This is a genomic window from Tolumonas lignilytica (assembly GCF_000527035.1).
GTDB lineage: Bacteria > Pseudomonadota > Gammaproteobacteria > Enterobacterales > Aeromonadaceae > Tolumonas > Tolumonas lignilytica.
On record NZ_AZUK01000002.1, the window covers coordinates 205,818 to 231,882 of the forward strand.

The following is a 26,065-nucleotide window of genomic DNA, read 5'->3' on the forward strand; positions in this document are numbered from 1 at the left end:
AACGGCTTACTAATGTAAGCCGTTTTGCTATTCACAATCAGCGCCAACTACACATCTAATTTACGGTAGGCCAACCATTCAACCATCGCTGGGTCGCGATGCGAGAAGAAAGCACTGGTAGCCGTGTCCATTGCTGCAATTTGCAACATCTCGGTTTCAGCCAGTGAAAAATCAAGGATGTTCAGATTTTCGATCATGCGTTCTTTCCGGACAGTTTTTGCCAGAGAAACGATGCCACGCTGGAATAACCAACGCAAAATGACCTGCCCAACACTCTTCCCGTATTTTTCACCAATAGCGGCTAGTTTAGGGTTTTGAAACAGACCATTCCGCCCTTCCGCAAAGGGTGCCCATGCTTCTGGCTGGATCCCTTTGCTGAGCATCCACGGTGCGGCATGAAGTTGCTGGTTGAATGGGTTTACTTCTACCTGATTCACTGCCGGTACAACCTTGTTAAAAGCAACCAAATCAGCCAAACGATCCGGATGGAAATTACTCACACCAATTGCGCGGATCAAACCGGCTTGCTGTAACTCTTCCATTGCTCGCCATGCGCCATGAACATCACCATAAGGCTGATGGATCAAATACAGATCGACATAATCCATCTGCAAACGTTTTAATGAACGAGCAAACTGGGCTTAGCACCCTCATAGCTGGTATCTTGTAACCACAATTTGGTGGTGACAAACAGCTCTTTGCGATCAATACCACTTTGTTTGATCGCATTACCCACTTCGGTCTCATTCTGATAAGAAGCGGCAGTATCAATCAGACGATACCCGACATCAATGGCATCAACCACCGCGTGTTCACATTCTGCTTTGTCCGTCATTTGAAAGACGCCAAAACCCAGTAATGGCATCTCAACACCGTTGTTTAATTTAATAGATTGCATGATCTTAAACCTACAAATGGCAATAATTCATACAAATGATAATGGAAATAAAGAGATAGGATTAGTCAGGCAATCAAGCAAGGGTTTGTGAATAAAACTAATGAATAGTGATGTCGACTGTTTCAATGATACTCGATTGATCAACACCAGTATTACAGCGCAAGCGATTAAACCTCTTTGCAATACTACAGTTAATTCAAATCCAACTAATTTAGCTATTTCGCTAACACAAAAATGTCCAAATTCATGTTAGTTAGTCAGCCTGCGTATCATTTTGTCGCCGTTTTTTAAGAAGCTGAAATGGGCGGGCTTTCCGGAAAATAATACGTGTGTTCTGTTAGAGGAACAGGATGCGTGATCGGCAAACCGGAAGATAGATTCAACGGCATATTGTTCACTGCGGTACTGCTGATACGGCGCTAACATACTGGAAAACATACGGTGTGCATCCCAATCCTGAGCTGCCAGAAATTTTAATGGTTCTGCCAATAATGAAAAATTCAGGCATTCATGTGCACCGGTTTGATACGTCTCAATATTGGCTTCGCTTTGGCTGTAGACCTTACCGATATCGTGAAAAAGTCCGGCTAAAAGAGCAATCTGACATTCGATAGAGGAATGACGAAGATTAATGGCATTGCTATAAGCCAGTTCTGCAACCTCGACACTGTGCTGAAATAACCCATGACGATAGGCATGATGGTCACGGTAACTGGCAGGCATGATTAAGTAAGCTTCAAAATGTTCTGGATGAGAATTCCAGAATTCAATAAACGGCATCAACTCTCGGGCCGTCACTTGCTCCAATAACCGCACAAAACGGCTAAATAAGGGCAGTCGTCCCTTATCCAGTAAGGCGATGGCTTTGGCGTAGAGCTCATAATTGATAACAGGCGCAATGAAACATAGATTCGTGGCGATAAAGTAACCTTGTTTATTCATCTCAAGCTTGATTTCAGCAAGCCCTTCTTCAGTTGGAAATGTATTAGCAAGAGCACTTGTCATGAAGGCAGAGATCGGTTTGTCACCAAACAGCAAGTGGCTACTGCAGATAGGTAAATGGCCACTGCGTTCGATTTCTTTCAGTCAGTATAATAGCGTCATCATATTCATTACCTCAGTTACATGAGATCAGCGAATTAAAAGCACTGCCATCCTGGCGGGTCAGATTAGGCACATAACGGCTATATACCTCAAACAACATCTTGGTGGTGCTGTGCCCGAGTTGTTTTGCTATCCATTCTGGGTTTTCACCTGCCGCTAACCAAAGTGTTGCTGTGGTATGGCGTGTCTGGTAGGGGCGACGACGTTTCAGTCCAAGCATTGCAAGCGTAGGGTTCCATATTCTTTTGGTTACATTCCGGTGATCGAGCGGATTTCCTTCCTCATTACAAAAAACAAAGTCATTATAGCCAGTTTCATCATATTGATGAGACAGTGCTTGATAGACTGGTTCAGAAATCTGGATCACTCGGTAAGAGGCTTGTGTTTTGGGTGTCTCTTGGCGGCCGTTGACCAGAGTTTCTTCGACAATGATCTGTCGATTTGCAAGATCAACATACTTCCAGCGCAAACCATCAATCTCGGCTGTACGCATACCGGTGAAGAAGCGCACCGCATAGTAATTTCGAAAATCAGGTCTTACACCAGCCAAAAAAGTTCTGACTTCTGTCAGAGAAAAGGGTTCTATGTTGCTACGTCCAATTTTGAGTGGTTTGATATTATGGAAAGGGCTAATAATATCAAATCGTAAAGCAGCCTCAGAAAGTACACACCGCAACGGAGTCATAATGTGATTCACCCGATCATTAGTAATGGATCGCTGGCTAGCGGTTTTTCCTTTTGCTAACGACGTTCTGAGTTTCAGAATATCTGCACGGGTGATCTGATCAAGTTGCATTGTTCCAAAAGTCGGAAGCAGATAGTTCTCAAAGATCGATTTAACATTGGCTAAATGACTTTGTTTCCAATGAACCTCATTTTCTGACATCCATTCATAACTGAATTTAGAGAAGGTTGGAACATTTGAGACAAAAGTCAGGTGTTCCTCCTGTTTTTCCTGTTTCTGTTTTGTTTGAGTATCAATGAGCTCAAACTCAGTACAGCGCGCACTACCGGGAAAAAAATCACGATATATAAATTGTCCTAGATGAATAGCCTTGTCTATATCTGACATAACTTTCTCGAGCCGAGCGCGGTTCATCTTCGTGTCTTTTAATAATGTCTGTTCACGACAACGAACTCCCTGATAGCGGAAATCAAAGAACAGCTGCTGGTTTCTAGCTCTGATACTACCCATGGCAGATCCCTCCTTTAGCCATAGGAATAGCCATCATTGGCCGAACAGTAACCTTAAACATCTCTTTTTCGACTTCTTCCCAGATGTAGAATATTTTCCTCCCGCCAAAGGGACGGATGTAATGTTGGCCTTGCAAAAAAATTGTGTCTTTTAGTGCATGGTTTATGTATGCCGAGCTGAAATTAATGCGCTCAGCTAACTGTGATGAAGAAAGAAGAGTTCTGCTCATAAGTCCCTCTTTGTTCTTTGTGGGAATAAAACTGGTGTAAAACAACAATAGATCAACCAAATTGTTCTTTCAAGGAATATTTTATGTTTTTACATGTTTTTTGTTCTATTGGGAGTGAAAATGAGAATTAGCATGATGTTGATGGTGTCGCTGGATGTTGTTTGTTAATGAATATATACTTTTTGTGATGCATAGCCTTTCTCTGTTCTTTCACAGCACAGAATAGGTAATTTAGAATTGCTGTTTGAAGAAGTCTCGCTGCCGTAACCAAAGGATGTGGAGAACTATGATTCGGTTTCGTATAAAAGAATTGCTGGCTGAAAAAGAATTTAGGGAACAGCGGAAAATCACACTAGGTGAGGTATCAGAGAAAACGGGCGTAAATCGAACTTCATTATCAAAAATGCAAAGCCCTATAATGCGTCACTCAACAACAACGAATGCGATTGATTCATTGTGTAAATACTTTCGTTGCCAAGTTGGCGATTTGATGGTTTACGTTGATGATGAACAAGTAGAACCTAAAATTGATTAAGGTATTCAGTTATCAAATTTATTGGTCAGTTGCGTGATCTGTAGCGCCAATTATATAGATAGAGCGGGGATACCACCCTACGTCCATAGCCCTGAAGAAAATGAGCAGTTCAGTTGGTCAATTCCTTTTCATTACTCAAAACGTCTCTGCGCTCATCTTGATTCTAAATGGAAAGGTGAATTTGATTTTAAATGTAGAAACATAGTTATGTTTATTTGTAATTAACATAACTGGAATTCAGAATAAGCATTGATAATCATGGTGTTAAGATAGTTTTTAATAACTATCTATCATGAGTGATGTCACATGCCTGCAACCAGTGATCGTATCCGTGGATTTGGTGAATCCATCATCCGTCGTATGACGCGTATTGCGAATCAATACAATGCTATCAATTTGTCACAAGGTTTTCCTGATTTTGATCCTCCGGCTGAAATTATCGAAGCAGGCCATCAAGCAATGGCAAATGGGCCTCACCAATATGCAGTAACCTGGGGATCGAGCGATTTCAGAAAAGCGTTAGTGGTGAAACAGCAGCGGTTTATGGGGTTGGAGCTAGACCCGGATAAAAACATCGTCGTCACCTGTGGTAGCACTGAAGCCATGATGGCTGCGCTGATGACGGTGTGTAACCCAAAAGATAAAATCATTGTCTTCTCGCCGTTTTATGAAAATTACGGCGCTGACAGCATACTCTGTGATGCGGAACCTATCTTTGTGCCGTTGCTTCCGCCGACATTTGGGTTTGATTTAGTAACGCTAGAGGCGGCATTTGCGCAAAAGCCGAAAGCACTGATCTTGTGTAACCCATCCAACCCCTGCGGCAAAGTATTCAGCAGAGATGAGTTATTGCAGATTGCCCATCTCGCTGAAAAATATGACACCTTCGTTATTACTGACGAAGTGTATGAACATATTGTCTATGCACCGCATGACCATACCTATTTTGCCGCTTTACCAGGCATGTTTGAGCGAACGATTTCCTGCTCGTCATTATCGAAAACCTATTCAATTACCGGTTGGCGCCTCGGGTATGTTATCGCACCACCTGAAATTATCGATGGCGTAAAAAAGGTACATGATTTCTTAACCGTCGGTGCTGCTGCACCATTACAAGCCGCTGCTGTAGCGGGCTTAACATTACCTGATGATTATTATAAAAACTTAGAAACAGAATATACGGATAAAAGAACGTTGTTCTTATCATGGCTAGATAAAGCAGAATTAAATTATTACCCGCCACAAGGAGCATATTACGTTTTAGTAGATATAAGTGAATTCATTCGTAACACTGATTATGACGACACTTATTTTTGTGAATGGTTAGCCAAAGTGGTTAAAGTAGCAGCAGTGCCTGGATCAAGCTTTTTCCGTGAACCGGTACATCATTATATTCGGTTCCATTTTGCCAAACGACCTGACACGTTAAATGCAGCCGGTGAAAATTTATTGGCATTACGTGAACTTTGGTTGCGAGATCATGACTAATTAATGAACTATACGATTCTATTCCTGATTTAAGTATATATAAATCATACCTATAGTAATCGAAAAATATCATTTTCCAGTTTCATGATTTCATTATTTAATTTCTTCAGTGATTTTCATCAGAAATTTAGTTTCAGGGTATTTATGTCTTTTACTGAAGAGTTATCCAGAATCGTTGGCGCAGAAAATGTTCTGCAAGAGGAACATAAATTATCCTATCTGGTTGATAAACATCACCGCCTGATAGGAAATGCTATTTCGGTGGTAAAGCCAAAATCGACCGAAGAAGTCGCGGCAATAGTTCGGTTATGCAATAAACATAAAATTACAATTACCCCACAAGGCGGGAATACCGGTTTTGTGGGAGCCGCAATTCCGGATGATTCTGAGAATAATATTGTTTTGTCATTGGAAAGAATGAATTCCATCCGCGCGATTGATCTGGAAAATGACACGATCACAGTGGATGCTGGTTGTTTGCTACATGAAGTGCATGAGCAAGCTTCTGAGCATCAGCGGTTGTTTCCTCTCAGCTTTGGTGCTGAGAAACACTGTAGCATCGGTGGAAATTTAGCGACCAATGCGGGTGGTTCAAAGGTCATCCGTTATGGCAGTGCTCGAGAATTGACACTGGGACTTGAGGTGGTCACGGCAGAAGGTGAGATCTGGAGTAATCTGAAAGGGCTGCGTAAAGATAACAGTGGTTATGATTTACGTGATTTATATATCGGCAGTGAAGGCACCTTAGGCGTCATTACTGCGGCGGTGCTGAAGCTTTATCCGGTTCCACAGGCTCAGAAATTGGCATTTTTGCTATTTGATACCATAAAAAATGCGGTAACTTTTTTAGCTGATATAAAACCCAAACTAGGTGCCGGATTGACAGCGTATGAGTTGATTTCAGCCAATAATCTGGAGCTTGTACGCAAAAATCGATTAGTCGATGAGTTGCCATTTTCTGACCCTAAAAATGAAGCGAATTGGTATGTGTTACTGGAATTTTCTGATCATGAAAATGAACGGCATGCCGATGATTTGATCAAGACTGTCATCGATGCGGGAATTAACGCTGGTATCGTTAAAAGTGCATTAGTGGCTAAAAATAAACAACAAACCAAGTTGTTTTGGCGGATTAGAAATATAGAAATATCGAAGGCTCATCAAATTTCAGAGCGTTATTTGGTGCGACACGATATTTCGCTACCGGTTTCTCAGATCACACAATTCCTGGCAATAACAGAACAAAAATTACGTAAAGCTTATCCGCATACTGCATCGTTAATATATGGCCATTTGGCCGATGGTAATTTGCATTATGACGTTGCTTTGCGGTTTTCGACAACCGATGCTGAATTTAAAATTGAGCAAGCCAGGATCACGAAAATTGTCCATGACGGCGTTCGTTCTCTAGGTGGTTCCATTTGTGCAGAATATGGTGTCGGACAAATAAAAGTGGATCAATTGTTGTTTTATAAAACACAAATTGAACTTGATCTCATGCGCCGATTAAAACGTGCTTTTGATCCGCAGGGTATTTTTAATCCTGGAAAGATAATTCCAGTGAATAATTTATCAGATGATAAAAATCTTCAGATAGTGAAAGCTTTAGGCGCTACAAGCTAAAAAATATCAATCTAATTAAAAATTTCATAAGGGGATAAAATAATGTCTCAGGATAAAATCCATTTCATTGGTGGCGGCCAGATGGCCGAGGCAATTATTAAAGCATTAATTAAAGGCAATTCGATTGCAGCTAATGCTATTAGTGTCAGTGATATAGACAGTGCGCGTTTACAATTACTGCATCGCCATTATGGTGTGCAAACGTCGGATATTCTTGATGTCGATCTTTCGACCGCCAAGATAATCGTGCTGGCCGTCAGACCTCAGGATTCGAACCATCGACCCACACCATGTCAAGACAGCATTAATTAACTATATGTTGATGTTATATCAAAAAAATCATTATTTATCAGTGGTGATGACTCATATCTTTGCGCTTAATCACACTAAAATAATGTGAAATGGTCACAAAATAGACTAAATTCTAAAGTATCTAAAGCAGAGTTTGTTTTGCGGGGGATTGGCATGGGAAATGAGATTTATCGATTTGATGAAACACTCTTTGATAGCGTAGAGCTTGTGCGAGTAAGCATCACTGATCTGAAATCAGATGATATCATCGAAGAGCTTTTTGAGACTGCAAACCCTATCGCTGGGCTCAGGATGATCAAAAAAAACGTAAAGAGTCGCATTCACTGATCGTTTTACGTCTGTTGCTTTCGCAGATACACGCTCTTCTGGACCAGAAAAAGATTTCTTGGGAAACGATCCGCCAAGCCTGTTACATTCTCAAATATGTGGTACCAGGTAAAGGGTTCATGATCCGTTCTCCCAATATCCAGCGAACATCTCGCTTTCTGGAATTACTGCATCAGATCGGCTTAAAGGCAAGGCATCTGCAGCTCACTCTATTTCTGGATGATACCCAATCACCTGCAATTAAACAGCGCTGGCATACCATGCTAAAACAATGCTCAATTGAAGGGCTTCATGCGAAAGAGGGGGATCCTCAGGAGAGGCAATATTTCAGTAGCAAATATCACTCTTTTGGCGTGTTACAGATTGCGCTGGTGAATACGCGGTTATCAGGAAAGCCCCGTCGGCAAAGAGTCTTTATCTCGGCATTTCAACTGCTGGCTATTTTGTCTATATTTTTCAATGAGGGTGATAAAGTCAAAAATGCAACTACAGAACTAAAGACCGTTATTTAATCTGAACATCAATCGTGTTTTGTCAGATAATATTGCATTGTAAGCACTTGAGATGTAAAAGTGCTTGAAACCAAGCTATATGTGTCTGATGTAGCAATATGGCGTAATGATGGCGCAGTATCACAACCGTGCGAATTTTACGATTACAGTGAGATGGCTGGGTAATCAAAACACGGTGAAAACCATAAGTCATTAATAATGCACCGCTATGAAAATGGAACAACAGGATGCCAGTAATACTACGCTTTAACGGATACCGATTTTTCTTTTACTCGAATGAAGGAAATCCATTAGAGCCAATGCATATCCACGTAAGGAATGCAGAGGCTGAGGCTAAATTCTGGCTTCAGCCAGAAATTCAGTTAGCTAGAAATGATGGATTTAGTGCTCGGGATCTGAAAGAATTATTTGATGTAGTAGAGCAAAATCAGGTGCTGTTTATGGAGGCATGGAATGAATATTTCGGCTAAAGATGTTCGGTTTGATGAATTCAATATGTGGGTAACATTGAGTGATGCCCGTACACTTGGAGTACCATTGGCTTGGTTTCCCAGATTGATGCACGCCACTCCAGAACAACGCGCCCATTTTGAATTAAGTGCTCGAGGTATTCACTGGGATGATCTGGACGAAGATATATCTGTGGATGGATTACTTGCTGGACGTGGAGATGTTACTCATCAACCACACCAAGCTGCCTGATTATCAATGAAAGCAATGCCGCCATTAATGAAACTAAAAGCGGCATTGATATTCTATTGATCCATAAAGCTTTTATCTTGCTCCGAAAGAACCATTTTGCCTATTTTCAGGTTAGATTTATTGGCTAGTTGGGCGTAAATCGCATCCCACTCTCTGGCATTTTCCGTCTCATATTCAAATACACTATCGAACGCACCCGGTGCAACTTTCACCTTGAGTTCTTTCTCTGTTGATTCTGACGGCTGATGCGTATCATCAACGAGTTTTAATGCAGGCTGTTTTTCTTCGTCAAATTCAGCCATGGCTTCTTCCAATTCCTGATTAAATGCATCCTGATGTTCTTGCGTCATTGGCCGGTGGTAAAACAAACCATCAATAAATATGGCATAAATCGCTTCGGAAAAAGAAAGTTCTGCAGGCGAGTAACAGGCGGTGATGTTGCGTTTATCGATGAATAAGCCTTGAATATTTTCAGCTAATATTTTGGACTCTTTGCCAAGAAAGATATTCTTCTGCTGGCTCGCGACAATGATTGGCGTGTGTTTGATCTTATCAAACGCGATATGGCTCGCTGAATAATGTTCGTTGTCACCATGATGAAAACCGCACATCGCAGTTCTGGTTTCTATATCAATCAGGTCGGTTTTAATCCGATTATTTTTATTGTTGAAAAAATCAGTCAGATCTTCATCATCTTTCATCGGTAGATAGTCATAATGCCGTGAGAAAGAGGCTGATTTTGAGATCTCTAAAAATGAAAATGTTTGTTCGGCATCAGACAGCTTTTTGCATGCAGCACAGTAGGCATTTACATCCCGGTCAGTATATTTAGAAAAAATATTCTGCCATGGTTCAATAGCGAGGATCACATTGGCTAATGTGGTGTTTTGCTCAAAAAATACATTTTGATGAAAGAAGCGAATGATGAAACTTTCGTCTTCTTCATAATACGATTGCAAATCAACTAGCGGGTAATAGATATCTTTTCCATCATGGTAACTTTTTACTCGCAGTACGGAGTCATTACAAAATACCAAGTCTACATAAACATCAATCATGACTGTTTCCTCTGTGATAATGACACCGCTACTCACCCAACAAGCAGCAAAAAAGGTACAACTAAATATCATCCATGGTATTCAGGGATCCTGGCTACAGTCCAGACACAACCGACAAATTCTGCTTTATTGACATGATCGTCGATCCAACTGGGGTCAGGCCATTCAGTAAGGGCTTCAAAATGAAGTTCCAAGGCTTCTCGTGCATTTTTGATAGATTCAGATAGAGAATCACCGGCACTAAAACACCCTGGAACATCCGGGAAATAAACACTATATGCAGTCTGGTCATCCCCAGGAAGGATCGCGATAGGGTATTGCCGAATAGCGGCTGCATGCTTAAGAAACGTCATCACGATGCGGCCATCAACAACGTCAAAATCATACAAATCCCCCTCGCGTTGATCAGTTTGCTCACAAAATTCAGGTGGAAAGATGATGATACATTCACCATTTTCATCACGTTGCACTTGTGCCGTCCAGCGAGAAACTATGTTTTTCATGATTTGCTCCCCGTATCCCCAATTAATGTCAGTTAGTCAGCCTGCGTATCATTTTGTTGCCATTTTTTAAGTGATCTGACCCAGCGTTATTGGACACCTCATTAAACGAGTAAAATAACTCATAGAGGTGGATCATGACCAAAACTGCAACTGAACAGAAAAAGTCCCGAACTCAATATTCGCAAAGTTATAAAGAAGATGCGCTCGCATTAGCTGAACGGATTGGTTTTGCCAAAGCGGCCACTCAACTTGGTGTCCAGGAGTCTCAGCTTTACTACTGGAAAAATAAACTTCGTCAGCAACAAACTTCCAGTGAGCGGGAACAACTCTTGGCTGATGAAAATGCCCGACTCAAGCGTTTGCTGGCAGAGCAAGCAGAAGAGCTGGCTATCGTAAAAAAGGCCGCAGCGTACTTTGCCAAACACCTGAAGTGAAGTACGCCTTTATGCTGGCTCATAAAAGCAAATTTTACTTATCGACCATGTGCCGTGTTCTGAATGTTTCCCGGAGCAGCTTTTATCATTGGCTGAACGGCAGCACTAAACGTTATCTACGACAACAAGCGCAGCAAAATCTGGATAAACACGTAGCGCTCGCATTTCAGGCAGAAAAAAGCAGGTGTGGCGCAATTCGATTAGTCCGACGCTTGTCTAAACAAGGACTACACTATAACCGTAAAACGGTGGCAGCAAGCTTGAAAAGACAAGGATTGCGGGCGAAAGCTGCTCGTAAATTTAAAGCCACTACACAGAGCAACCACAACTTACCGATAGCAGAAAATCTGCTGAAGCAGAACTTCCATGCTAGCCAGCCAAATCAAAAATGGGCCGGAGATATTACGTACCTATGGACTGAAGAGGGTTGGCTCTATTTGGCAATTGTGATTGATTTGTACTCACGTAAAGTGATTGGCTGGTCGATGTCAGAGCGAATGACGGCAAACTTAGTCTGTGACGCATTACAGATGGCGTTATTCCGTCGTAAACACCCCAAAGGGGTTGTTGTGCATAGTGATCGAGGAAGCCAATATTGTTCTCACGATTATCAAACATTGCTACGTGACCACCAACTTTTGTGCAGCATGAGTGCAAAAGGCTGTTGTTACGATAATGCCTGTTCAGAAAGCTTTTTCCATAGTCTGAAGGTAGAAGCAATCCATGGTGAAAGATTTGAAACCCGAAGTCAGATGAGAGAAATCGTATTCGAATATATAGAAGTTGATTACAATCGACAGCGTTTACACAGTTATCTGGATTACAGAAGCCCAGATGAATTTGAACAACAGAAAATAGCTTAACCGTGTGTCCAATATTGCTGGGCTAGATCACTGCCATCCTGGCGGGTCAGATTGGGCACATAACGGCTATAGACTTCAAACAGCATTTTGGTGGTGCTATGTCCGAGTTGTTTAGCTATCCATTCAGGGTTTTCGCCTGCTGCTAACCAAAGCGTTGCCGTGGTGTGGCGTGTCTGATAAGGGCGACGACGTTTCAGTCCAAGCATTGCAAGCGTGGGGTTCCATACTCTTTTGGTTACATTCCGGTGATCGAGCGGATTTCCTTCCTCATTACAAAAAACAAAGTCATTATCGCCAGTTTCATCATATTGATGAGACAGTGCTTGATAGACTGGTTCAGAAATCTGGATCACTCGGTAAGATGCTTGTGTTTTTGGTGTTTCTTGGCGACCGTTGACCAGTGTTTCTTCGACAATGATCTGTCGATTTGCAAGATCAACGTACTTCCAGCGCAAACCATCAATCTCGGCAGTACGCATTCCGGTGAAAAAGCGTACTGCATAATAGTTGCGAAAATCGGGCCTTACACCCGCCAAAAAAGTCCTGACTTCTGTCAGAGAAAAGGGCTCTATATTGCTACGTGCAATCTTGAGTGGTTTGATATTATGGAAAGGACTAACAATATCAAATCGTAAAGCTGCCTCAGAAAGTACACACCGCAACGGAGTCATAATGTGGTTCACTCGGTCATTAGTAATGGATCGCTGGCTAGCGGTTTTTCCTTTTGCTAACGACGTTCTGAGTTTCAGAATATCTGCACGGGTGATCTGATCAAGTTGCATTGTTCCAAAAGTCGGAAGCAGATAGTTCTCAAGGATCGATTTAACATTAGCTAAATGACTTTGTTTCCAATGAACTTCATTTTCTGACATCCATTCATAACTGAATTTAGAGAAGGTTGGAACATTTGAGACAAAAGTCAGATGTTCCGTCTGTTGTTCCTGTTTCTGTTTTGTTTGAGTATCAATGACCTCAAACTCAGTGCAACGCGCACTACTAGGGAAAAAATCACGGTATATAAATTGTCCTAGATGAATAGCCTTGTCTATATCCGACATAACTTTTTCGAGCCGAGCGCGGTTCATCTTAGTGTCTTTTAATAATGTCTGTTCACGGCACCGGACTCCCTGATAGCGGAAATCAAAAAACAGCTGCTGGTTTCGAGCTCTGATACTACCCATGGCAAATCCCTCCTTTAGCCATAGGAATAGCCATCATTGGCTGAACAGTAACCTTAAACATCTCTTTTTCGACTTCTTCCCAGATGTAGAAGATTTTCCTCCCGCCAAAAGGGCGGATGTAATGTTGGCCCTGCAAAAAAATAGTGTCTCTTAGTGCATGGTTGATGTAAGCCGAACTGAAATTAATACGCTCAGCTAACTGCGACGACGAAAGAAGAGTTCTGCTCATAAGCTCACCTTTGTTCTATGGAAGAATAAATCTGACTTAAAACAACAATAGAATATTAAAAATGTTCTTTCAAGGAATAATTTTAAATTTTTCGTGTTTTTTATTCTGAATTGCCATGATTGGCTTCAATGGGGGCTTTTTGTTGGGTGGATGTTATTTGTTAATGAAGATATACTTTTTGTGACACAGATATTTCATCTGTTCTTTCAAAGCACAGATGGGATGTTCTAATATCATTGTTAACGAAGTCGTTTCGTTGACCGTAAATCAAAGGATATGAAGAACCATGATCCGGTTTCGTATAAAAGAATTACTCGCTGAAAAAGAATTTCGGGAACAACGGAAAATCACGCTGGGAGAGGTTTCAGAGAAAACGGGTGTGAATCGGACTTCGTTGTCAAAAATGCAAAGCCCTATAATGCGTCACTCAACAACGACGAATGCGATTGATTCATTGTGTAAATACTTTCGTTGCCAAGTAGGGGACTTAATGGTTTACATCGATGATGATCAAATTGAATCCCAGAATGATCAAAGTTCAGAATAATTCTGAGATATCACACAATGTGCTTGAATATTTTTTCTTTCAGTAATTTAAGTCTGAGAGAAAAGAAACAAATTCTAGATACACATTAGTAATGAGTAACAAGCCATCCAATATGAATGGCTTGTCGGTGTTTGTGGCGAGGTTATTGGAGCATTGTATCTGATGTTTGCATCCAGCCACCACCGAGTGCTTTGAATAAATCCACTTGTGCGTTGGTGAGTTGCAGTCTTGCGCTGGCTGCGGTACTACTTGCATTGAGCATGGCTTGTTGATTGACAAGCAACTCCGTATACGAAATTGCCCCCGCATCATACCGTGCTTTCGCTAGCACATAGGCTCGCTCTGATTTTTGTTGTGCGGTGAGCAACTCAGCATTTTGCTTATTGACCGCATGGAGTGAGGTTAAGGTTTGTTCAACCTCTTTATATGCAGTCAAAACTTTGCCATCAAAGCTGGCGACCGAGGCTTCTGCCTGTGCATTCGCTTGTTGCAATCTCGCTCTGGCGGCGACCATGTTCGGGAAACGCCATGAAATGAGCGGGCCGATACCATAGCTAAAACTGTCACTCCCGGTGATCTGGTCACTATGCAAATAGTTGGCAGAAGCACCGAAGCTGATACGAGGGTAAAGATCGGCAGTTGCGACGCCAACTCTGGCAACATCGGCTGAGAGTTGCCTTTCCGCTTGTCGCAAGTCAGGGCGACGTCGCAGTAATGAGGTGCCATCACCCACCGGAACGAGTTGTGCAATCGCTGGCGGCATGGCGCACTGTGCTACAGCAACCGGTGCATCGTTGGGTGTGCGCCCGAGCAGGGCTGCAAGCTCATAAACTGCGTTTTGCTTTGCTGCTTGCGCCATCGGGAGCTGCGCTTTCACATTAGCAACCACTGATTCAGCCGAGGCGAGTTCGAGTTCGGTTGCTGCGCCGACGTTGAGCCTGTCGTGGATCATCTGCAACTGAGCCTGACTATTTTGCAGCGATTCTTGCAAGACTTGCTGCTGATACCCATAAGCGCAGGCATTCAAATAAGCGCGGGTGGTTTCGGCCGCCACCGTGACTCGCACCAGATCGCGGGCTGCGCGCTGCGCTTCCAGATCATCGCTTGCTGCTTTGATGGCCTGATCAATCCGCCCCCCAAAATCGGCTTCCCAATTTAAAGAAAGCCCGGCATTTTCGCGCCATTGTTCATCCTGAAGATTCTGGTCAGCGTTGCCATAACTGACACCGCCATTGAGCGTTGTCTCCGGTAATTGAGCGGCCTCTGATTGTCGCAGAATGCTCTGCGACTTTTTCAGATTGGCTTGTGCAATACGCAGGTCGGTATTGGCCTTGAATGCCTCGGTGATTAATCCATCTAATTGCGGATCTTGATACAACTGCCACCAATTCGTCGGAAGCGATTGGTTTGATTCCTGCGCAGGGTTTTGGTTGATAAATGAACCTGCATTCGTTTTTTGCTGACTGGAAAACGCTTGCGGATCAGGCGTTGTTGAACAAGCAGCCAAAAATAATGCCAGCGTGATCGTGCTCAGCGGTAATTTATGCATGGTGAACCTCCGCTGCATCGTCATTCTGAGATTCTTCCTGATGTTGCTTGTGGTGATTTGCAGCCAGCAGGGTATAGATGGTTGGTAACACAAACAGCGTGAACAACGTGCCCACTAACATGCCCATGACAACCACAATTCCGATCGCGAAACGGCTCGCCGCTCCAGCACCTTCCGCAAACAACAATGGAATTAACCCTGCGACCATCGCTGCTGTGGTCATTAATACCGGACGCATACGCACGGCAGCTGCATGTCGAATCGCTTCGAGCTTATTCATGCCTTGCTCAATTTGAAGTTCATTGGCAAATGAAACCATCAAAATGCCGTGTTTTGAGATCAGCCCAATCAGTGTCACGAGACCGATTTGCGTGTAGATATTCAGCGTGGTGAAGCCTAAATAGATTGGCACTAACGCTCCACAGATAGCCAGGGGAACCGTCACCAGAATCACCAGCGGATCGCGGAAACTTTCAAATTGCGCGGCTAACACCAAGAAGATAACAATCAATGCGAAAGCAAATGAAACGGTTAAGCGATCGCCTTCATGCACGAATTGACGGCTGTTGGAAAGCCAGTCAACAGATGTGCCATCTGGCAGCGGTTGTTGCTGCAAGAAAGCCACGGCTTGTCCCATCGTCACACCCGGCATTAAGACCGCGGACAGCGTGGCTGAGTTCATCTGATTAAACTGCGGTAATTTATTCGGTTGTGGTTTGATGGTGACGCTGACCACCGTTGAGAGGGGCACCAGTTTGCCTGCGCTTGTCCGCACGTAGTAGTTGCCTAAGTTCTCTGGAGTCAGACGAAGTGACTGTGGAACTTGCGTGATCACGTCATAAGAACGGTCGAACCAGTTAAAGCGGTTGATGTAATTTTCGCCAACTAATACGGCCAGTGTGTCCGCAATTTCTGACATCAAAATGCCTAGCTCACCGGCTTTGTTACGATCGATATCCAGATGTGCTTCAGCATTATCGAACGCCAGATCACTATCGACGAACGCGAACAATCCGCTACCCCATGCAGCACCTTTTAACCCCATCAGGGTTTGATAGAGCGAGGTGAAATCACCGGAAGATCGGATTACCATCTGCACAGGTAAACCGCCCGTGGAAGCGGGGAGTGGGTTGTCTTGGAATAACGAGGTGTATACACCCGTGATTTGACTGGTAATGCCAGCAAGCTGACCTTGAATTTGATCGGCGCTGCGTTCGCGTTGTGACCATTCTTTCAGAATGATGCCACCAAAGCCGATGTTGGTATCATCCATGCCAATTGCGAAGAAACTCCGATCGAATTCCGGCAGTTGTGTGAAGCTTTGATCGACTTGTGCACTATATTTCGTGATGTAGTCGATGTTGGCATATTGCGGCGCTTTCGTTTGGGCAAAGATGTAGCCCATGTCTTCTGCGGGGGCGAGTTCACGTTTTGCACCGGTGAACAAGACCCCAATAGCCGCCAGAATGACAACTCCCACCAAGAGAACGGAGACGCGAGAGACCAGTGTGCGATCTAACATCCTCACATAAATCTGGGTGGCGCATTCCATCGTGCGTTCGATCCATTGTGCCAATTTCGCTTCTGACTGACGCGAGTTCAATAATTTACTGCTCATCATCGGAGAGAGCGTGAGCGCAACAATCCCCGACACAATAACTGAACCCGCTAGTGTGAATGCAAACTCACGGAATAAAGCTCCAGTCAGACCGCCCATCATCCCAATCGGCGCGTAAACCGCGGCCAGCGTAATGGTCATCGCGATGACCGGGCCTACAATCTCTCTGGCACCTTTGAGCGCAGCTTTGAAAGTGGATAATCCTTCTTCGATATGGCGATGAATGTTTTCCACCACTACGATCGCATCATCGACCACCAGACCAATTGCCAGCACCATCGCCAGCAGCGTGAGCAGATTCAGAGAAAATCCTAGTACGAGCATCAGTGCTGCGGTACCTAACAGTGACAACGGGATGGTGACGATAGGAATGATGACCGCACGGAATGTGCCTAAAAACAGGAAGATCACCGCAACAACAATCACGATGGCTTCAACCAGCGTATGTTTGACCTCTTGAATTGATGCATCCACAAAGTGCACAACATCGAACTGGTTGATAATTTCTAAGCCAGGAGGAGCCACTCGCTGCATGTCTTTTAGTAATGCATTGACGTTTTGCACGATCTCCAATGGGTTGCCATCTGGCGTTGGAGAAATCGCGATATAAACTGCTTTTTCACCCGAAGCAAGGGCTGCCGAATCATAGTTTTGACCGCCTAACTCAACAGTTGCTACATCATTTAGACGAACCACGCCTTGCGTGCCTTGTTTTACTATCATCTCACGAAAAGCATTGGTATCGCGTAAGTCTGTTGCTGCAGTGATATTGAGCGAGGTTTCGCTATTTTTTAACTGGCCGGGGGATGCCTGAATATTATTACTCCGCAATGCATCGGCAATGTCACTGGCCGTCATGCCTCTGGCTGCTAATTTCGTCGGGTCAACCCAGATTCGCATGGCGTATGATGCACCGCCACTAACAGGGGCTGAGGCAACACCAGAAACAGAGGTGATTAATGGCTGCGCAATCCGCGTTGCAAAATCGACAATCTGTGGCGTTGAGAGCGTTGAACTGCGAAACGCTAGATACTGAATGGCCGAGGCACCATCAGTGATTTTAGCGATCACAGGGTCCGTAACGCCAGCCGGCAGACGGTATTTTACAGTCTGCACTTTCGACAGAATTTCGGTCATGGAGCGATCGGCATCTGCGTTTAATACCAACTTGGCAGAGATATGACTTTTGCCTTGTTTGGATGTCGACGTGATGTATTCAATGCCGCTGGCTGTTGAAATGGCCTGTGCAATCGGCGTCGTCACGAAGCCCTGCATCATATCCTGCGTCGCGCCGGGTAATGAGGTATCAATCGTGATGGTCGCACTTTCCATTTTCGGATATTGGCGGATTGGTAAATTGTAAGTCGCGCTCAAACCAATCAATAGGATCATCAGACTGACGACAATCGACAGGATAGGTCGCTTAATAAACAGATCGGTAAAGTTCATGATGATTTACCCCCTGTATCGGCAGGTTGTTGCACCACGACTTCAGCTCCCGGGGGAATTCGGTTTTGACCTGCAGTGACGACGACATCTCCAGCTTTCACGCCGCTCAAGATCTGGATTTCATCACCAATCCGTTGGCCAATCTCAACCGCGACAATTTCAGCATTGCCTTTTTGATGGGCTTGTTCACCACGGATCACGACGACGCTATAGCCCTGAGCCGAGGTTTCTACCGCGGTCGCAGGCAATAAAATCGCGTTGGATGTTGGTGGTAGCACCAGTGCTGCATTCACATACATCCCCGGACGTAACGACTGCTTCGGATTCTCAAATTCAGCCTGCACCAAAATATTTCGCGTGTCGTTATCAACCTGCGGTTCAACTGCATTCACGGTCGCTTCAAATGATTGATTAGGATACGCATCGGTGGTCAGTTTCACTTTTCCGCCGGGTTGAATGGCTGAAAACTGTTGCTGTGGTAATGTGAATTCGACATAAAGTTTATCTAAAGCGGTCAGTGTTACTGCTTGTTGACCCGGATTCAGATATTGCCCTTGATTGACTTGTCTGATGCCGAGTAACCCAGTGAATGGCGCTAAAATTTTCTTCTGGCGGATTAGAGCTTCTGCTTGCTGAACTTCCGCTTGTGCTTGTGCTAACGCGGATTGACGCTCTTGCAACACATCCACTGATTCTGCGCCTTTCGGGGCTAGTTGCTGAGAACGTTTTAATTGCAAGCGAGCATAATTGGCTTTGGCTTTGGCGGTGCTCAGTGCTGCTTGTTCTGTGCCATCGTAAAGTTGCACCAACAGCTGTTGTGGCTTCACGATTTGGCCTGAATGAAAATTCAGTGCTTCAATGCGACCAGCCGTTTCAGCGGATAATGTCACTTGTTGCACCGCTTTGAGTGTCCCGACTGCATCCAGATGTTGATCTAATGTGCGTGGCGTCACAGTCATAGCGGTCACTGGGACTGCCTGCGGTTGCCAGCCCTTAGCACCACTAGTGAGTGCTTTTTTCCAATAAAAAACGCCTCCTAAGACAAAAGCGAGGCAAACGATGGTGACGATGAATGTAACTTTCCCTTGTTTGTTGTTTGCAACAGGAACTGGGGGTAATTGAATGCCATTACTCATGGTGGCCTCCGGCTGAGAACGAGCGGAAGTCCACAAAGCGAATATTCTGGTTTGAAGTAAAGTGTGTCTGATGACGACGGGAATGTTTTCTACCCATGTCGGCTCCTGAAATACGGTCAGAAATTGATTTGAACGCTTGAAAGTGTTCGCCGACATAAATAATATGACCTCAAGTATACTTGAGGTCAATGGTGTTTTTTCAATGAACCAGACAATTTTACTTTCGGTTGGCGAGGTTGCTAAACGCAGTGGCGTTTCGGTTCCGACGCTTCATTTTTATGAAACCAAAGGATTGATTGCAAGTACGAGAAATAGTGGAAATCAACGTCGTTATGATCGTGGCGTGTTACGGCGGATCGCGATTATTCGAATTGCCCAAAAAGCCGGTTTACCACTCGCAGAAATTAAACAACACCTCGATACGTTGCCAAATTCACCTATTTCAGTCGAGGAATGGCGGACGTTAAGTCAGGAATGGCATACGATGTTGACTGAACGTATCGAAACTTTGATTACCTTACGAGATCATATGGAAGGATGCATCGGCTGTGGTTGTTTATCCTTGAGAGATTGTCCGCTGCGAAATCCGGATGATGTCTTAGCAGAAAAAGGTGCGGGGGCGCATTTGTTAGAGCATGGTACGTCAGCAACATAAAAGTCGCCGGATATTTTACCAACGATTTTTTCCAGAGTTATCAACCCTGTGCTGCCGATTTTTAGATCGGTATCAGTCACTTTGTGTAGCACAACTGCATCTCTAAATGAAGGCGCAGTCTGGCTGCCCGTCAGAATATTATTGTGGTATGTATACGGATCTGTTTGATATGACATTACGGGAACCTGCAAAATCCGGTCCTTTGTGTAAAATAATTAATTTGATGCCTGATATCATGAATTGATAAACAGGCACCAAATTTAAGAATGCAAACTAATTCGTATGTTTTTCAATGATTACTGTAAATTCGTTTTATAGAACTGCTCAAATTTATCAAACGGAATTTTTCCTGCCTGATTGTCATATAAATCGACATGATTTGCGTTTGGCACAATAACCAGCTCTTTGTTTTTACCGCCGATCGCTTTATAGGCATCTTCAGCAAAATAGCGGGAATGTGCTTTTTCACCGGTGACGATTAGTGTTGGCGTCGTGATCTCATTGGCATAACTCATCAGCGGGAAATTCATAAACGAGTGAGCAGTAGTTCCTGTCCACGCACCATTTGAGTTAACAGAACGAGGATGGAAACCACGAGGAACTTTATAGTAATCATGAAACTCTTTGATGATCGGGTTCGCATCAGCAGGCAGTTTATCGGGTAAACCACCTGGCATTGGCGCTGGTTTTCCGCTTTCAGCATCAGCCCAGCGTTGTTGGCTGATCTGATCAAGCGCGGCATGTCGTTGTTCCGCAGTCATACTGTCAAATAAGCCTTTGGCCATCACACGACTCATGTCATACATGACACTGGTTGCAACCGCTTTGACGCGGGTATCCGCTGCGACTGCATTTAATGCCATGCCACCCCAGCCACAGATACCGAGAATACCAATACGGTTACGATCGATTTCCTTCTGAATGCCGAGAAAATCGACTGCTGCGCTGAAATCTTCGGTATTAATGTCTGGAGATGCAACGTTGCGTGGTTCGCCCCCACTCTCACCGGTATACGACGGGTCAAATGCTAGTGTAATAAAACCACGTTCGGCCAGTGTCTGAGCGTATAAACCGCTCGACTGTTCTTTCACTGCACCAAACGGACCGCTGATTGCGATCGCTGCCAGTTTTTTGTCAGCGCGATTTCTCGGGAGATATAAATCGCCGACCAGTGTAATGCCGTAACGGTTCTTAAACGTTACTTTGCGATGTTCAACTTTATTGCTTTGTGGAAAGGTTTTGTCCCATTGAGCAACCATAGAAACAGGCTCAGTCGGATTGATATTTTCTGCATAGGTCATACATGAAGCTCCGGTTAAAGCTGTGCCTAACAATAAGGCAGAGGCAATCGTTGTCAGTTTTTTAGGAAAAACGGTCATAATGTAACTCCTGTTAACACGAATAATTAATGCTGTGTGTGCATGTTTTTTAATCGATGAGTGTATTTTAGTCATACCATAAGGTGATTATTAGATGGTTAAATTGGATAACATTAATATCTATATGTTATAAATAACCGTCATTTTTTGAGTGAGTGAATATGATGGATCGTGAAAACTACAACGATTTATATGCATTCATGTTGGTTGCCAATGAAGGTAGTTTTACCAAAGCAGCCAATAAGTTAGGTGTTGCTCAGTCAGGTATTAGTCGCACCGTGCGTGATTTGGAGGTCCGGCTGGGTGTCCAACTATTAACTAGGACAACGCGAAAGCTGTCACTTACTCAGGCAGGGGAACAATTATATCGGACGACGCAATCCAGCTTTCAAGCGCTGGATAATGGTTTGTCTATGCTGGCGCATTATCGCGAGACACCGTCGGGTACCGTCAGGATCAACGCCAGCCAGCATGCAATTGATAAGGTTCTGTTGCCAAAATTAGCTGTTTTCAAACAGCTGTATCCGGAAGTCCGTCTTGAGCTGATTAGCGAAAGTCGTTTTGTTGACATTATCGAGGAAAAATTTGATGCGGGTGTCCGTTTAGGGGGAGATGTAGGCGAGGGCATGATTGCTGTGCGGATCACGCCTGATATTGAAATGGTTGTTGTCGCCACGCCAGAACATTTACAACGTTACGGATTTCCTCAAACACCAAAAGATCTGACCGAACACCCTTGCATTGCTTATCAGTTTGCTGATGGCAGCCTTTATCTCTGGGAGTTTTGGCAGGATGGAAAACTCATAAAACATAAGCCACAGGCGCAATGGATATTTTCAGATAGCTACATAGAAGCTGCAGCGGCAAGACGTGGTTTGGGTATGGCTTATGTACCAGAAGATTTGGTAGCAGAAGATCTGGAACAGGGCACCCTCATTCGGGTATTAAAACGCTATAGTCACCGTTTTGCAGGTTTACATCTGTATTATCCGCATCGGAATGTATCGCCTGCTCTTCGAATGGTTATAGAAACACTGAAAATGAAATATACCGATTGAAAGATTGGTCAGGAGTCTTCGCGTTTTTAAAAAGACAGCCCCGAGAAAGGGGCTGTCTTTGCTTAAAATGATGAAAGAGCGTGGTGGCGTAGAATTACAAACTCTTTTTAAAGAAGTCGGTCAGTTTGGCAAAAGGGATCAAACCAACACGATCATACAAATCAACGTGACCAGCATTCGGAACAATATATAACTCTTTAGGCTGACCCGCTAATTTATACGCAGTATTGCTAAACTCACGAGAATGCGCATTCTCACCAGCGATGAACAGCATTGGACGCGGTGAAATGGATTCAATATCGTTGAACGGATAGAAGTTCACGAATTTAGCTGTACTCGTTAATGTTGGGTGTGTGGTTAATTCAGGAGAAGAACCCTTCGGTGTAAATTCGCCGCGAGGGGTACGATAAAAATCATAGAACTCACGTTGAATCGCCGGTGTATCTTTGGTTATCTCGTGTGTGGTACCACTGGTATATTTGGTTTTACCACCGGTGAATTCAACGTAACGCTGTTCGGCTGCCTCAGCCAGAAAAACTTTGCGTTCTTCAACCGTCATCGGTTTAAATTCTTTGTAATGTGTCAGGCCAGAGCGGTTGACTTCACCCATGTCATACATGCTGACAGTGGCGATTGCTTTCATACGCGGGTCAATTTTCGCGGCACTAATGGCAAAACTGCCGCTTCCGCAAATACCTAATACACCGATTTTATTGCGGTCGATAAATGGTCTGGTGCCTAAATAGTCGACAGCGGCACTGAAGTCTTCGGCATACAGATCAGGTAAAACTGCATTACGAGGTTCTCCGGCACTTTCACCCCAGAAAGAGAGATCAATGGCCAGTGTTACAAAACCTTGTTCTGCAAGCTTTTGCGCATAAAGATTCGAACTTTGCTCTTTTACCGCCCCCATTGGATGCCCAACAACGATAGCCTGACTTTTGGCATCATTGGTCATATTCTTGGGCATAAATAAATTACCCGTGACATCCATTTTGTACTGATTTTTAAATGTTACTTTTTGCACGATAACTTTATCGCTTTTGTAAAAGTTATCGGCATTATTAGACATGTCAGCAGCCACACTGGAGAATGCGGCAACAGACATTAATAATGAAGCTAAAAGCCTTTTCATGTTATGAGTCTCACGGTTTGTTGTTAAATACCAAATGTGACATATGTCACGTCTGGTATTTTCCTATTGATAGTGACCCATATACATTCCGGTTTCTGGATTTAATAATTCCCAGATGAGGAAGCTTCTTCAATGGTGTTCGTCTGGAAGCGTAATGCTGCGATATCCCGCTTGGGTGGTACGCCAAACTGACGCCCATATTCGCGACTGAACTGTGATGGGCTTTCGTAGCCGACCCGAAATGCTGCGCTTGCAACGTCGAGACGCTCGTTCAGCATCAAGCGCCTTGCTTCGTTCAGACGCAGCCATTTCTGATATTGCAGGGGGCTCATCGAGGTGAGCAACCGAAAGTGATGATGTAAAGTTGATGAGCTCATCTGTGCATGGAGGGCAAGCTCATCAATGCTTAGCGGCTGGGCGTAATTTTCTCTCAGCCAATGGATGACTTTGGATATCCGGTGGCTCTGACTCCCTACCGATGCAATATGCCACAGACGTGCCGCCAGATCGCTTCTCAGCAGATGGAAATGGATCTCCCGCTTGATGAGTGGCGCGAGCACCGCGATTGCGCAGGGATCATCCAGTAAAGCCAGCAGCCGGCAAAATGGCTCGAGCAACTCAGGCGTCATGGTGCCGAGCGCAGTGCTTCCGTTCATGGTGTGTTCACAAGGTGCAGGTAGCTTACTCTGCGTAATGAGCTCTGCTATAACGCGTAAATCAAGCTTGAGTACCAACCCCAGACACGGCCGGTCCGGGCTTGCGTTAAGCACTTGCGAGCTGGCCGGAACATCAAGCGAATTGAGCAGGAAATGCTGGGTATCATAGGCAAAGAATTGATCGCCAATCAGCAGCTGTTTCGCCCCCTGAACGACAAATACGATGCTTGGTTCAACCATGCATGCGCAAGGGGCTGTCGATGCATCTCGTCGGAAAAACAAGAGATTTTCGATTGGGGTCGAACTATCTCCTTCTCTCGTTACCCACCTTCCGATGACATTGGCTAAATCAGTGTGCATGTCATTAAGTAACTGGTTTTGAACCATATACATCTCCGCATTTTCTTCGTGGCGATGGTACGTCGCGCATTATCTGAATGCCATATCATAATCTGAACAGCCGGAGGATCAGGCAAAAAATCTGCTGGATCTTGCTATCGAAAATTCGGTGCGGACATTAAAAATAAGTTGAACAGGAAATGACAAGTGAAACGCGATGGACGATAGATATCACAGCCGTCCATTGCGTTCACTCATTTCCAATAACGATTAAAGGAGTCTTTCATGAAAGTAAATGCCTACGGTGCCTATGCGGGCGATAAACCGCTTGAACTGTTGCAGATCATCCGTCGAGTACCCGGAGCTCACGATGTCCAGATCGATATCGCTTACTGCGGCGTTTGTCATTCAGACTTGCATCAGGTTCGGGCAGAGTGGGCTGGAACACAATTTCCGTGTGTCCCCGGTCATGAAATTGTTGGCCGGGTGTCGGCGGTTGGTCCACATGTTAAAGGGTTCAAAACTGGTGATCTCGTTGGCATTGGCTGCATCGTTGATAGTTGTAAACACTGTGAAGAGTGTGATTCCGGCCATGAAAACTATTGTGACGGCATGATCGGCACTTACAATTTCCCGACAGCGGATGCACCGGGGTGGACACAAGGTGGCTACTCGCAAAAGATTGTCGTACACGAACGTTACGTCTTGCGCATTCGTCATCCCGAAGAACAGCTTGCAGCCGTAGCACCGTTGTTATGCGCAGGCATCACCACATATTCGCCGTTACGCCACTGGAAAGCTGGGCCGGGTAAAAAAGTGGGTATTGTCGGCATTGGTGGGTTGGGTCACATGGGCATCAAGCTTGCTCATGCGATGGGCGCACATGTTGTGGCTTTCACGACGTCTGAATCCAAACGTGAGGCTGCGAAGATACTGGGTGCCGATGAGGTGATCCTGTCTCGTAATGCCGAAGAAATGGCTGCGCATGCCAAGAGCTTTGACTTGATCGTCGATACGGTTGCAGCAGCACATAACCTTGATGCGTATCTTGCGTTGCTGAAACGCGATGGCACCCTGACACTGGTTGGTGCACCTGCAACACCACATCCGTCACCAGAAGTATTCAACCTCATATTCAAGCGCCGCGCACTGGCTGGCTCAATGATTGGCGGCATTCCGGAAACGCAGGAAATGCTCGATTTCTGCGCGGAACACAACATTGTTTCTGACATTGAGCTGATCCGGGCTGACGAAATCAACAATGCCTATGAACGGTTACTGAAAGGCGACGTCAAATATCGTTTTGTGATCGACAACGCTACCCTTGCCGTCTGAAATACGGCTCACTTGG

At 44.5% G+C, this 26,065-nt stretch carries 26 protein-coding genes and 1 pseudogene; 13 read left to right on the forward strand and 14 right to left on the reverse strand.

Annotated elements, in window-relative coordinates:
• Nucleotides 1-47 precede the first annotated feature (47 nt).
• From H027_RS18095 to H027_RS0115980, 4 genes and pseudogenes are all read right to left on the reverse strand, one after another.
• Nucleotides 48-898: pseudogene (locus H027_RS18095) on the reverse strand (aldo/keto reductase).
• A 249-nt stretch (nucleotides 899-1,147) separates the two neighbouring features.
• The gene (locus H027_RS18550) at nucleotides 1,148-1,903 is read right to left on the reverse strand and encodes an HD domain-containing protein (RefSeq protein WP_152536776.1); all 756 of its coding nucleotides are present in this window, start codon (nucleotides 1,901-1,903) and stop codon (nucleotides 1,148-1,150) included.
• Between the two features lie 112 nt (nucleotides 1,904-2,015).
• On the reverse strand, nucleotides 2,016-3,197 hold the full coding sequence (locus H027_RS0115975; RefSeq protein WP_024873435.1) for a site-specific integrase: 1,182 nt from the start codon (nucleotides 3,195-3,197) through the stop codon (nucleotides 2,016-2,018).
• Nucleotides 3,190-3,426, reverse strand: a complete 237-nt coding sequence (locus tag H027_RS0115980; RefSeq protein WP_024873436.1) for a hypothetical protein — start codon at nucleotides 3,424-3,426, stop codon at nucleotides 3,190-3,192. The genes H027_RS0115975 and H027_RS0115980 overlap by 8 nt, the downstream gene beginning before the upstream one ends.
• 286 nt (nucleotides 3,427-3,712) lie before the next feature.
• Between H027_RS0115980 and H027_RS0115985 the strand changes: the two genes are divergently transcribed.
• The 8 genes from H027_RS0115985 (at nucleotide 3,713) to H027_RS0116020 (ending at nucleotide 8,925) form a co-directional block, all read left to right on the forward strand.
• A complete protein-coding gene (locus H027_RS0115985; RefSeq protein ID WP_024873437.1) occupies nucleotides 3,713-3,961 on the forward strand; it encodes a helix-turn-helix domain-containing protein in 249 nt (82 codons plus the stop codon).
• 396 nt (nucleotides 3,962-4,357) lie between these two features.
• Nucleotides 4,358-5,449: a pyridoxal phosphate-dependent aminotransferase gene (locus tag H027_RS0115990; protein WP_237657988.1), complete on the forward strand. Its 1,092-nt coding sequence runs from the start codon at nucleotides 4,358-4,360 to the stop codon at nucleotides 5,447-5,449.
• 144 nt (nucleotides 5,450-5,593) lie between these two features.
• Nucleotides 5,594-7,072 (forward strand): FAD-binding oxidoreductase, encoded by a 1,479-nt coding sequence (locus H027_RS0115995; RefSeq protein ID WP_024873439.1) that lies wholly within the window; start codon nucleotides 5,594-5,596, stop codon nucleotides 7,070-7,072.
• Nucleotides 7,073-7,114: 42 nt separating this feature from the next.
• Nucleotides 7,115-7,384, forward strand: a complete 270-nt coding sequence (locus H027_RS0116000; protein ID WP_024873440.1) for a pyrroline-5-carboxylate reductase family protein — start codon at nucleotides 7,115-7,117, stop codon at nucleotides 7,382-7,384.
• 153 nt (nucleotides 7,385-7,537) lie between these two features.
• The gene (locus H027_RS18965) at nucleotides 7,538-7,711 is read left to right on the forward strand and encodes a hypothetical protein (protein WP_161632473.1); all 174 of its coding nucleotides are present in this window, start codon (nucleotides 7,538-7,540) and stop codon (nucleotides 7,709-7,711) included.
• Between the two features lie 119 nt (nucleotides 7,712-7,830).
• Complete coding sequence (locus tag H027_RS0116010) at nucleotides 7,831-8,223, forward strand: hypothetical protein (protein WP_024873441.1); 393 nt, start codon at nucleotides 7,831-7,833, stop codon at nucleotides 8,221-8,223.
• Between the two features lie 227 nt (nucleotides 8,224-8,450).
• A complete protein-coding gene (locus H027_RS0116015; protein WP_024873442.1) occupies nucleotides 8,451-8,693 on the forward strand; it encodes a DUF4160 domain-containing protein in 243 nt (80 codons plus the stop codon).
• Nucleotides 8,677-8,925, forward strand: a complete 249-nt coding sequence (locus H027_RS0116020; protein ID WP_024873443.1) for a DUF2442 domain-containing protein — start codon at nucleotides 8,677-8,679, stop codon at nucleotides 8,923-8,925. Before H027_RS0116015 ends, H027_RS0116020 begins: the two co-directional genes overlap by 17 nt.
• Before the next feature lie 53 nt (nucleotides 8,926-8,978).
• Here the strand turns inward: H027_RS0116020 and H027_RS0116025 are convergent, their stop codons facing one another.
• Both H027_RS0116025 and H027_RS18555 read right to left on the reverse strand, forming a co-directional pair.
• Nucleotides 8,979-9,983, reverse strand: coding sequence for a hypothetical protein (locus H027_RS0116025; protein ID WP_024873444.1), 1,005 nt, complete (start codon nucleotides 9,981-9,983; stop codon nucleotides 8,979-8,981).
• A 68-nt stretch (nucleotides 9,984-10,051) separates the two neighbouring features.
• On the reverse strand, nucleotides 10,052-10,486 hold the full coding sequence (locus H027_RS18555) for a type II toxin-antitoxin system HicB family antitoxin (RefSeq protein ID WP_024873445.1): 435 nt from the start codon (nucleotides 10,484-10,486) through the stop codon (nucleotides 10,052-10,054).
• 134 nt (nucleotides 10,487-10,620) lie between these two features.
• Here H027_RS18555 and H027_RS0116040 point away from each other — a divergent pair.
• A protein-coding gene (locus tag H027_RS0116040) for an IS3 family transposase (RefSeq protein WP_152536777.1) occupies nucleotides 10,621-11,783 on the forward strand; the annotation gives its coding sequence in 2 pieces (ribosomal slippage) (nucleotides 10,621-10,879 and nucleotides 10,879-11,783; 1,164 coding nt in all).
• Here H027_RS0116040 and H027_RS0116045 read toward each other — a convergent pair.
• Nucleotides 11,780-12,964, reverse strand: coding sequence for a site-specific integrase (locus tag H027_RS0116045; protein ID WP_024873448.1), 1,185 nt, complete (start codon nucleotides 12,962-12,964; stop codon nucleotides 11,780-11,782). The two genes, H027_RS0116040 and H027_RS0116045, sit on opposite strands and share 4 nt — an antisense overlap.
• Nucleotides 12,957-13,193 (reverse strand): hypothetical protein, encoded by a 237-nt coding sequence (locus tag H027_RS0116050; protein WP_024873449.1) that lies wholly within the window; start codon nucleotides 13,191-13,193, stop codon nucleotides 12,957-12,959. The genes H027_RS0116045 and H027_RS0116050 overlap by 8 nt, the downstream gene beginning before the upstream one ends.
• 286 nt (nucleotides 13,194-13,479) lie before the next feature.
• Here H027_RS0116050 and H027_RS0116055 point away from each other — a divergent pair, with 286 nt between their 5' ends.
• A complete protein-coding gene (locus H027_RS0116055) occupies nucleotides 13,480-13,740 on the forward strand; it encodes a helix-turn-helix domain-containing protein (RefSeq protein WP_024873450.1) in 261 nt (86 codons plus the stop codon).
• A 142-nt stretch (nucleotides 13,741-13,882) separates the two neighbouring features.
• Here the strand turns inward: H027_RS0116055 and H027_RS0116060 are convergent, their stop codons facing one another.
• The 3 genes from H027_RS0116060 to H027_RS0116070 are packed head-to-tail and all read right to left on the reverse strand — an operon-like array spanning nucleotide 13,883 to nucleotide 19,492.
• Nucleotides 13,883-15,289: an efflux transporter outer membrane subunit gene (locus H027_RS0116060; RefSeq protein ID WP_024873451.1), complete on the reverse strand. Its 1,407-nt coding sequence runs from the start codon at nucleotides 15,287-15,289 to the stop codon at nucleotides 13,883-13,885.
• Nucleotides 15,282-18,356, reverse strand: coding sequence for an efflux RND transporter permease subunit (locus H027_RS0116065; RefSeq protein WP_024873452.1), 3,075 nt, complete (start codon nucleotides 18,354-18,356; stop codon nucleotides 15,282-15,284). Before H027_RS0116065 ends, H027_RS0116060 begins: the two co-directional genes overlap by 8 nt.
• Nucleotides 18,353-19,492, reverse strand: coding sequence for an efflux RND transporter periplasmic adaptor subunit (locus H027_RS0116070; protein WP_024873453.1), 1,140 nt, complete (start codon nucleotides 19,490-19,492; stop codon nucleotides 18,353-18,355). The genes H027_RS0116065 and H027_RS0116070 overlap by 4 nt, the downstream gene beginning before the upstream one ends.
• Nucleotides 19,493-19,694: 202 nt before the next feature.
• Here H027_RS0116070 and soxR point away from each other — a divergent pair, with 202 nt between their 5' ends.
• On the forward strand, nucleotides 19,695-20,147 hold the full coding sequence (gene soxR / locus H027_RS0116075; RefSeq protein ID WP_024873454.1) for a redox-sensitive transcriptional activator SoxR: 453 nt from the start codon (nucleotides 19,695-19,697) through the stop codon (nucleotides 20,145-20,147).
• Between the two features lie 296 nt (nucleotides 20,148-20,443).
• On the opposite strand, the gene H027_RS0116080 is transcribed toward soxR, so the two are convergent.
• On the reverse strand, nucleotides 20,444-21,526 hold the full coding sequence (locus H027_RS0116080; RefSeq protein WP_024873455.1) for an alpha/beta hydrolase: 1,083 nt from the start codon (nucleotides 21,524-21,526) through the stop codon (nucleotides 20,444-20,446).
• Between the two features lie 161 nt (nucleotides 21,527-21,687).
• Here H027_RS0116080 and H027_RS0116085 point away from each other — a divergent pair, with 161 nt between their 5' ends.
• Nucleotides 21,688-22,584, forward strand: a complete 897-nt coding sequence (locus H027_RS0116085) for a LysR family transcriptional regulator (protein ID WP_024873456.1) — start codon at nucleotides 21,688-21,690, stop codon at nucleotides 22,582-22,584.
• Nucleotides 22,585-22,678: 94 nt separating this feature from the next.
• On the opposite strand, the gene H027_RS0116090 is transcribed toward H027_RS0116085, so the two are convergent.
• The gene (locus H027_RS0116090) at nucleotides 22,679-23,719 is read right to left on the reverse strand and encodes an alpha/beta hydrolase (RefSeq protein ID WP_024873457.1); all 1,041 of its coding nucleotides are present in this window, start codon (nucleotides 23,717-23,719) and stop codon (nucleotides 22,679-22,681) included.
• Nucleotides 23,720-23,820: 101 nt separating this feature from the next.
• On the reverse strand, nucleotides 23,821-24,762 hold the full coding sequence (locus tag H027_RS0116095) for an AraC family transcriptional regulator (protein WP_237657989.1): 942 nt from the start codon (nucleotides 24,760-24,762) through the stop codon (nucleotides 23,821-23,823).
• A 237-nt stretch (nucleotides 24,763-24,999) separates the two neighbouring features.
• On the opposite strand from H027_RS0116095, the gene H027_RS0116100 reads away from it, so the two are divergent.
• On the forward strand, nucleotides 25,000-26,049 hold the full coding sequence (locus H027_RS0116100) for an NAD(P)-dependent alcohol dehydrogenase (RefSeq protein ID WP_024873459.1): 1,050 nt from the start codon (nucleotides 25,000-25,002) through the stop codon (nucleotides 26,047-26,049).
• Nucleotides 26,050-26,065: the final 16 nt, after the last annotated feature.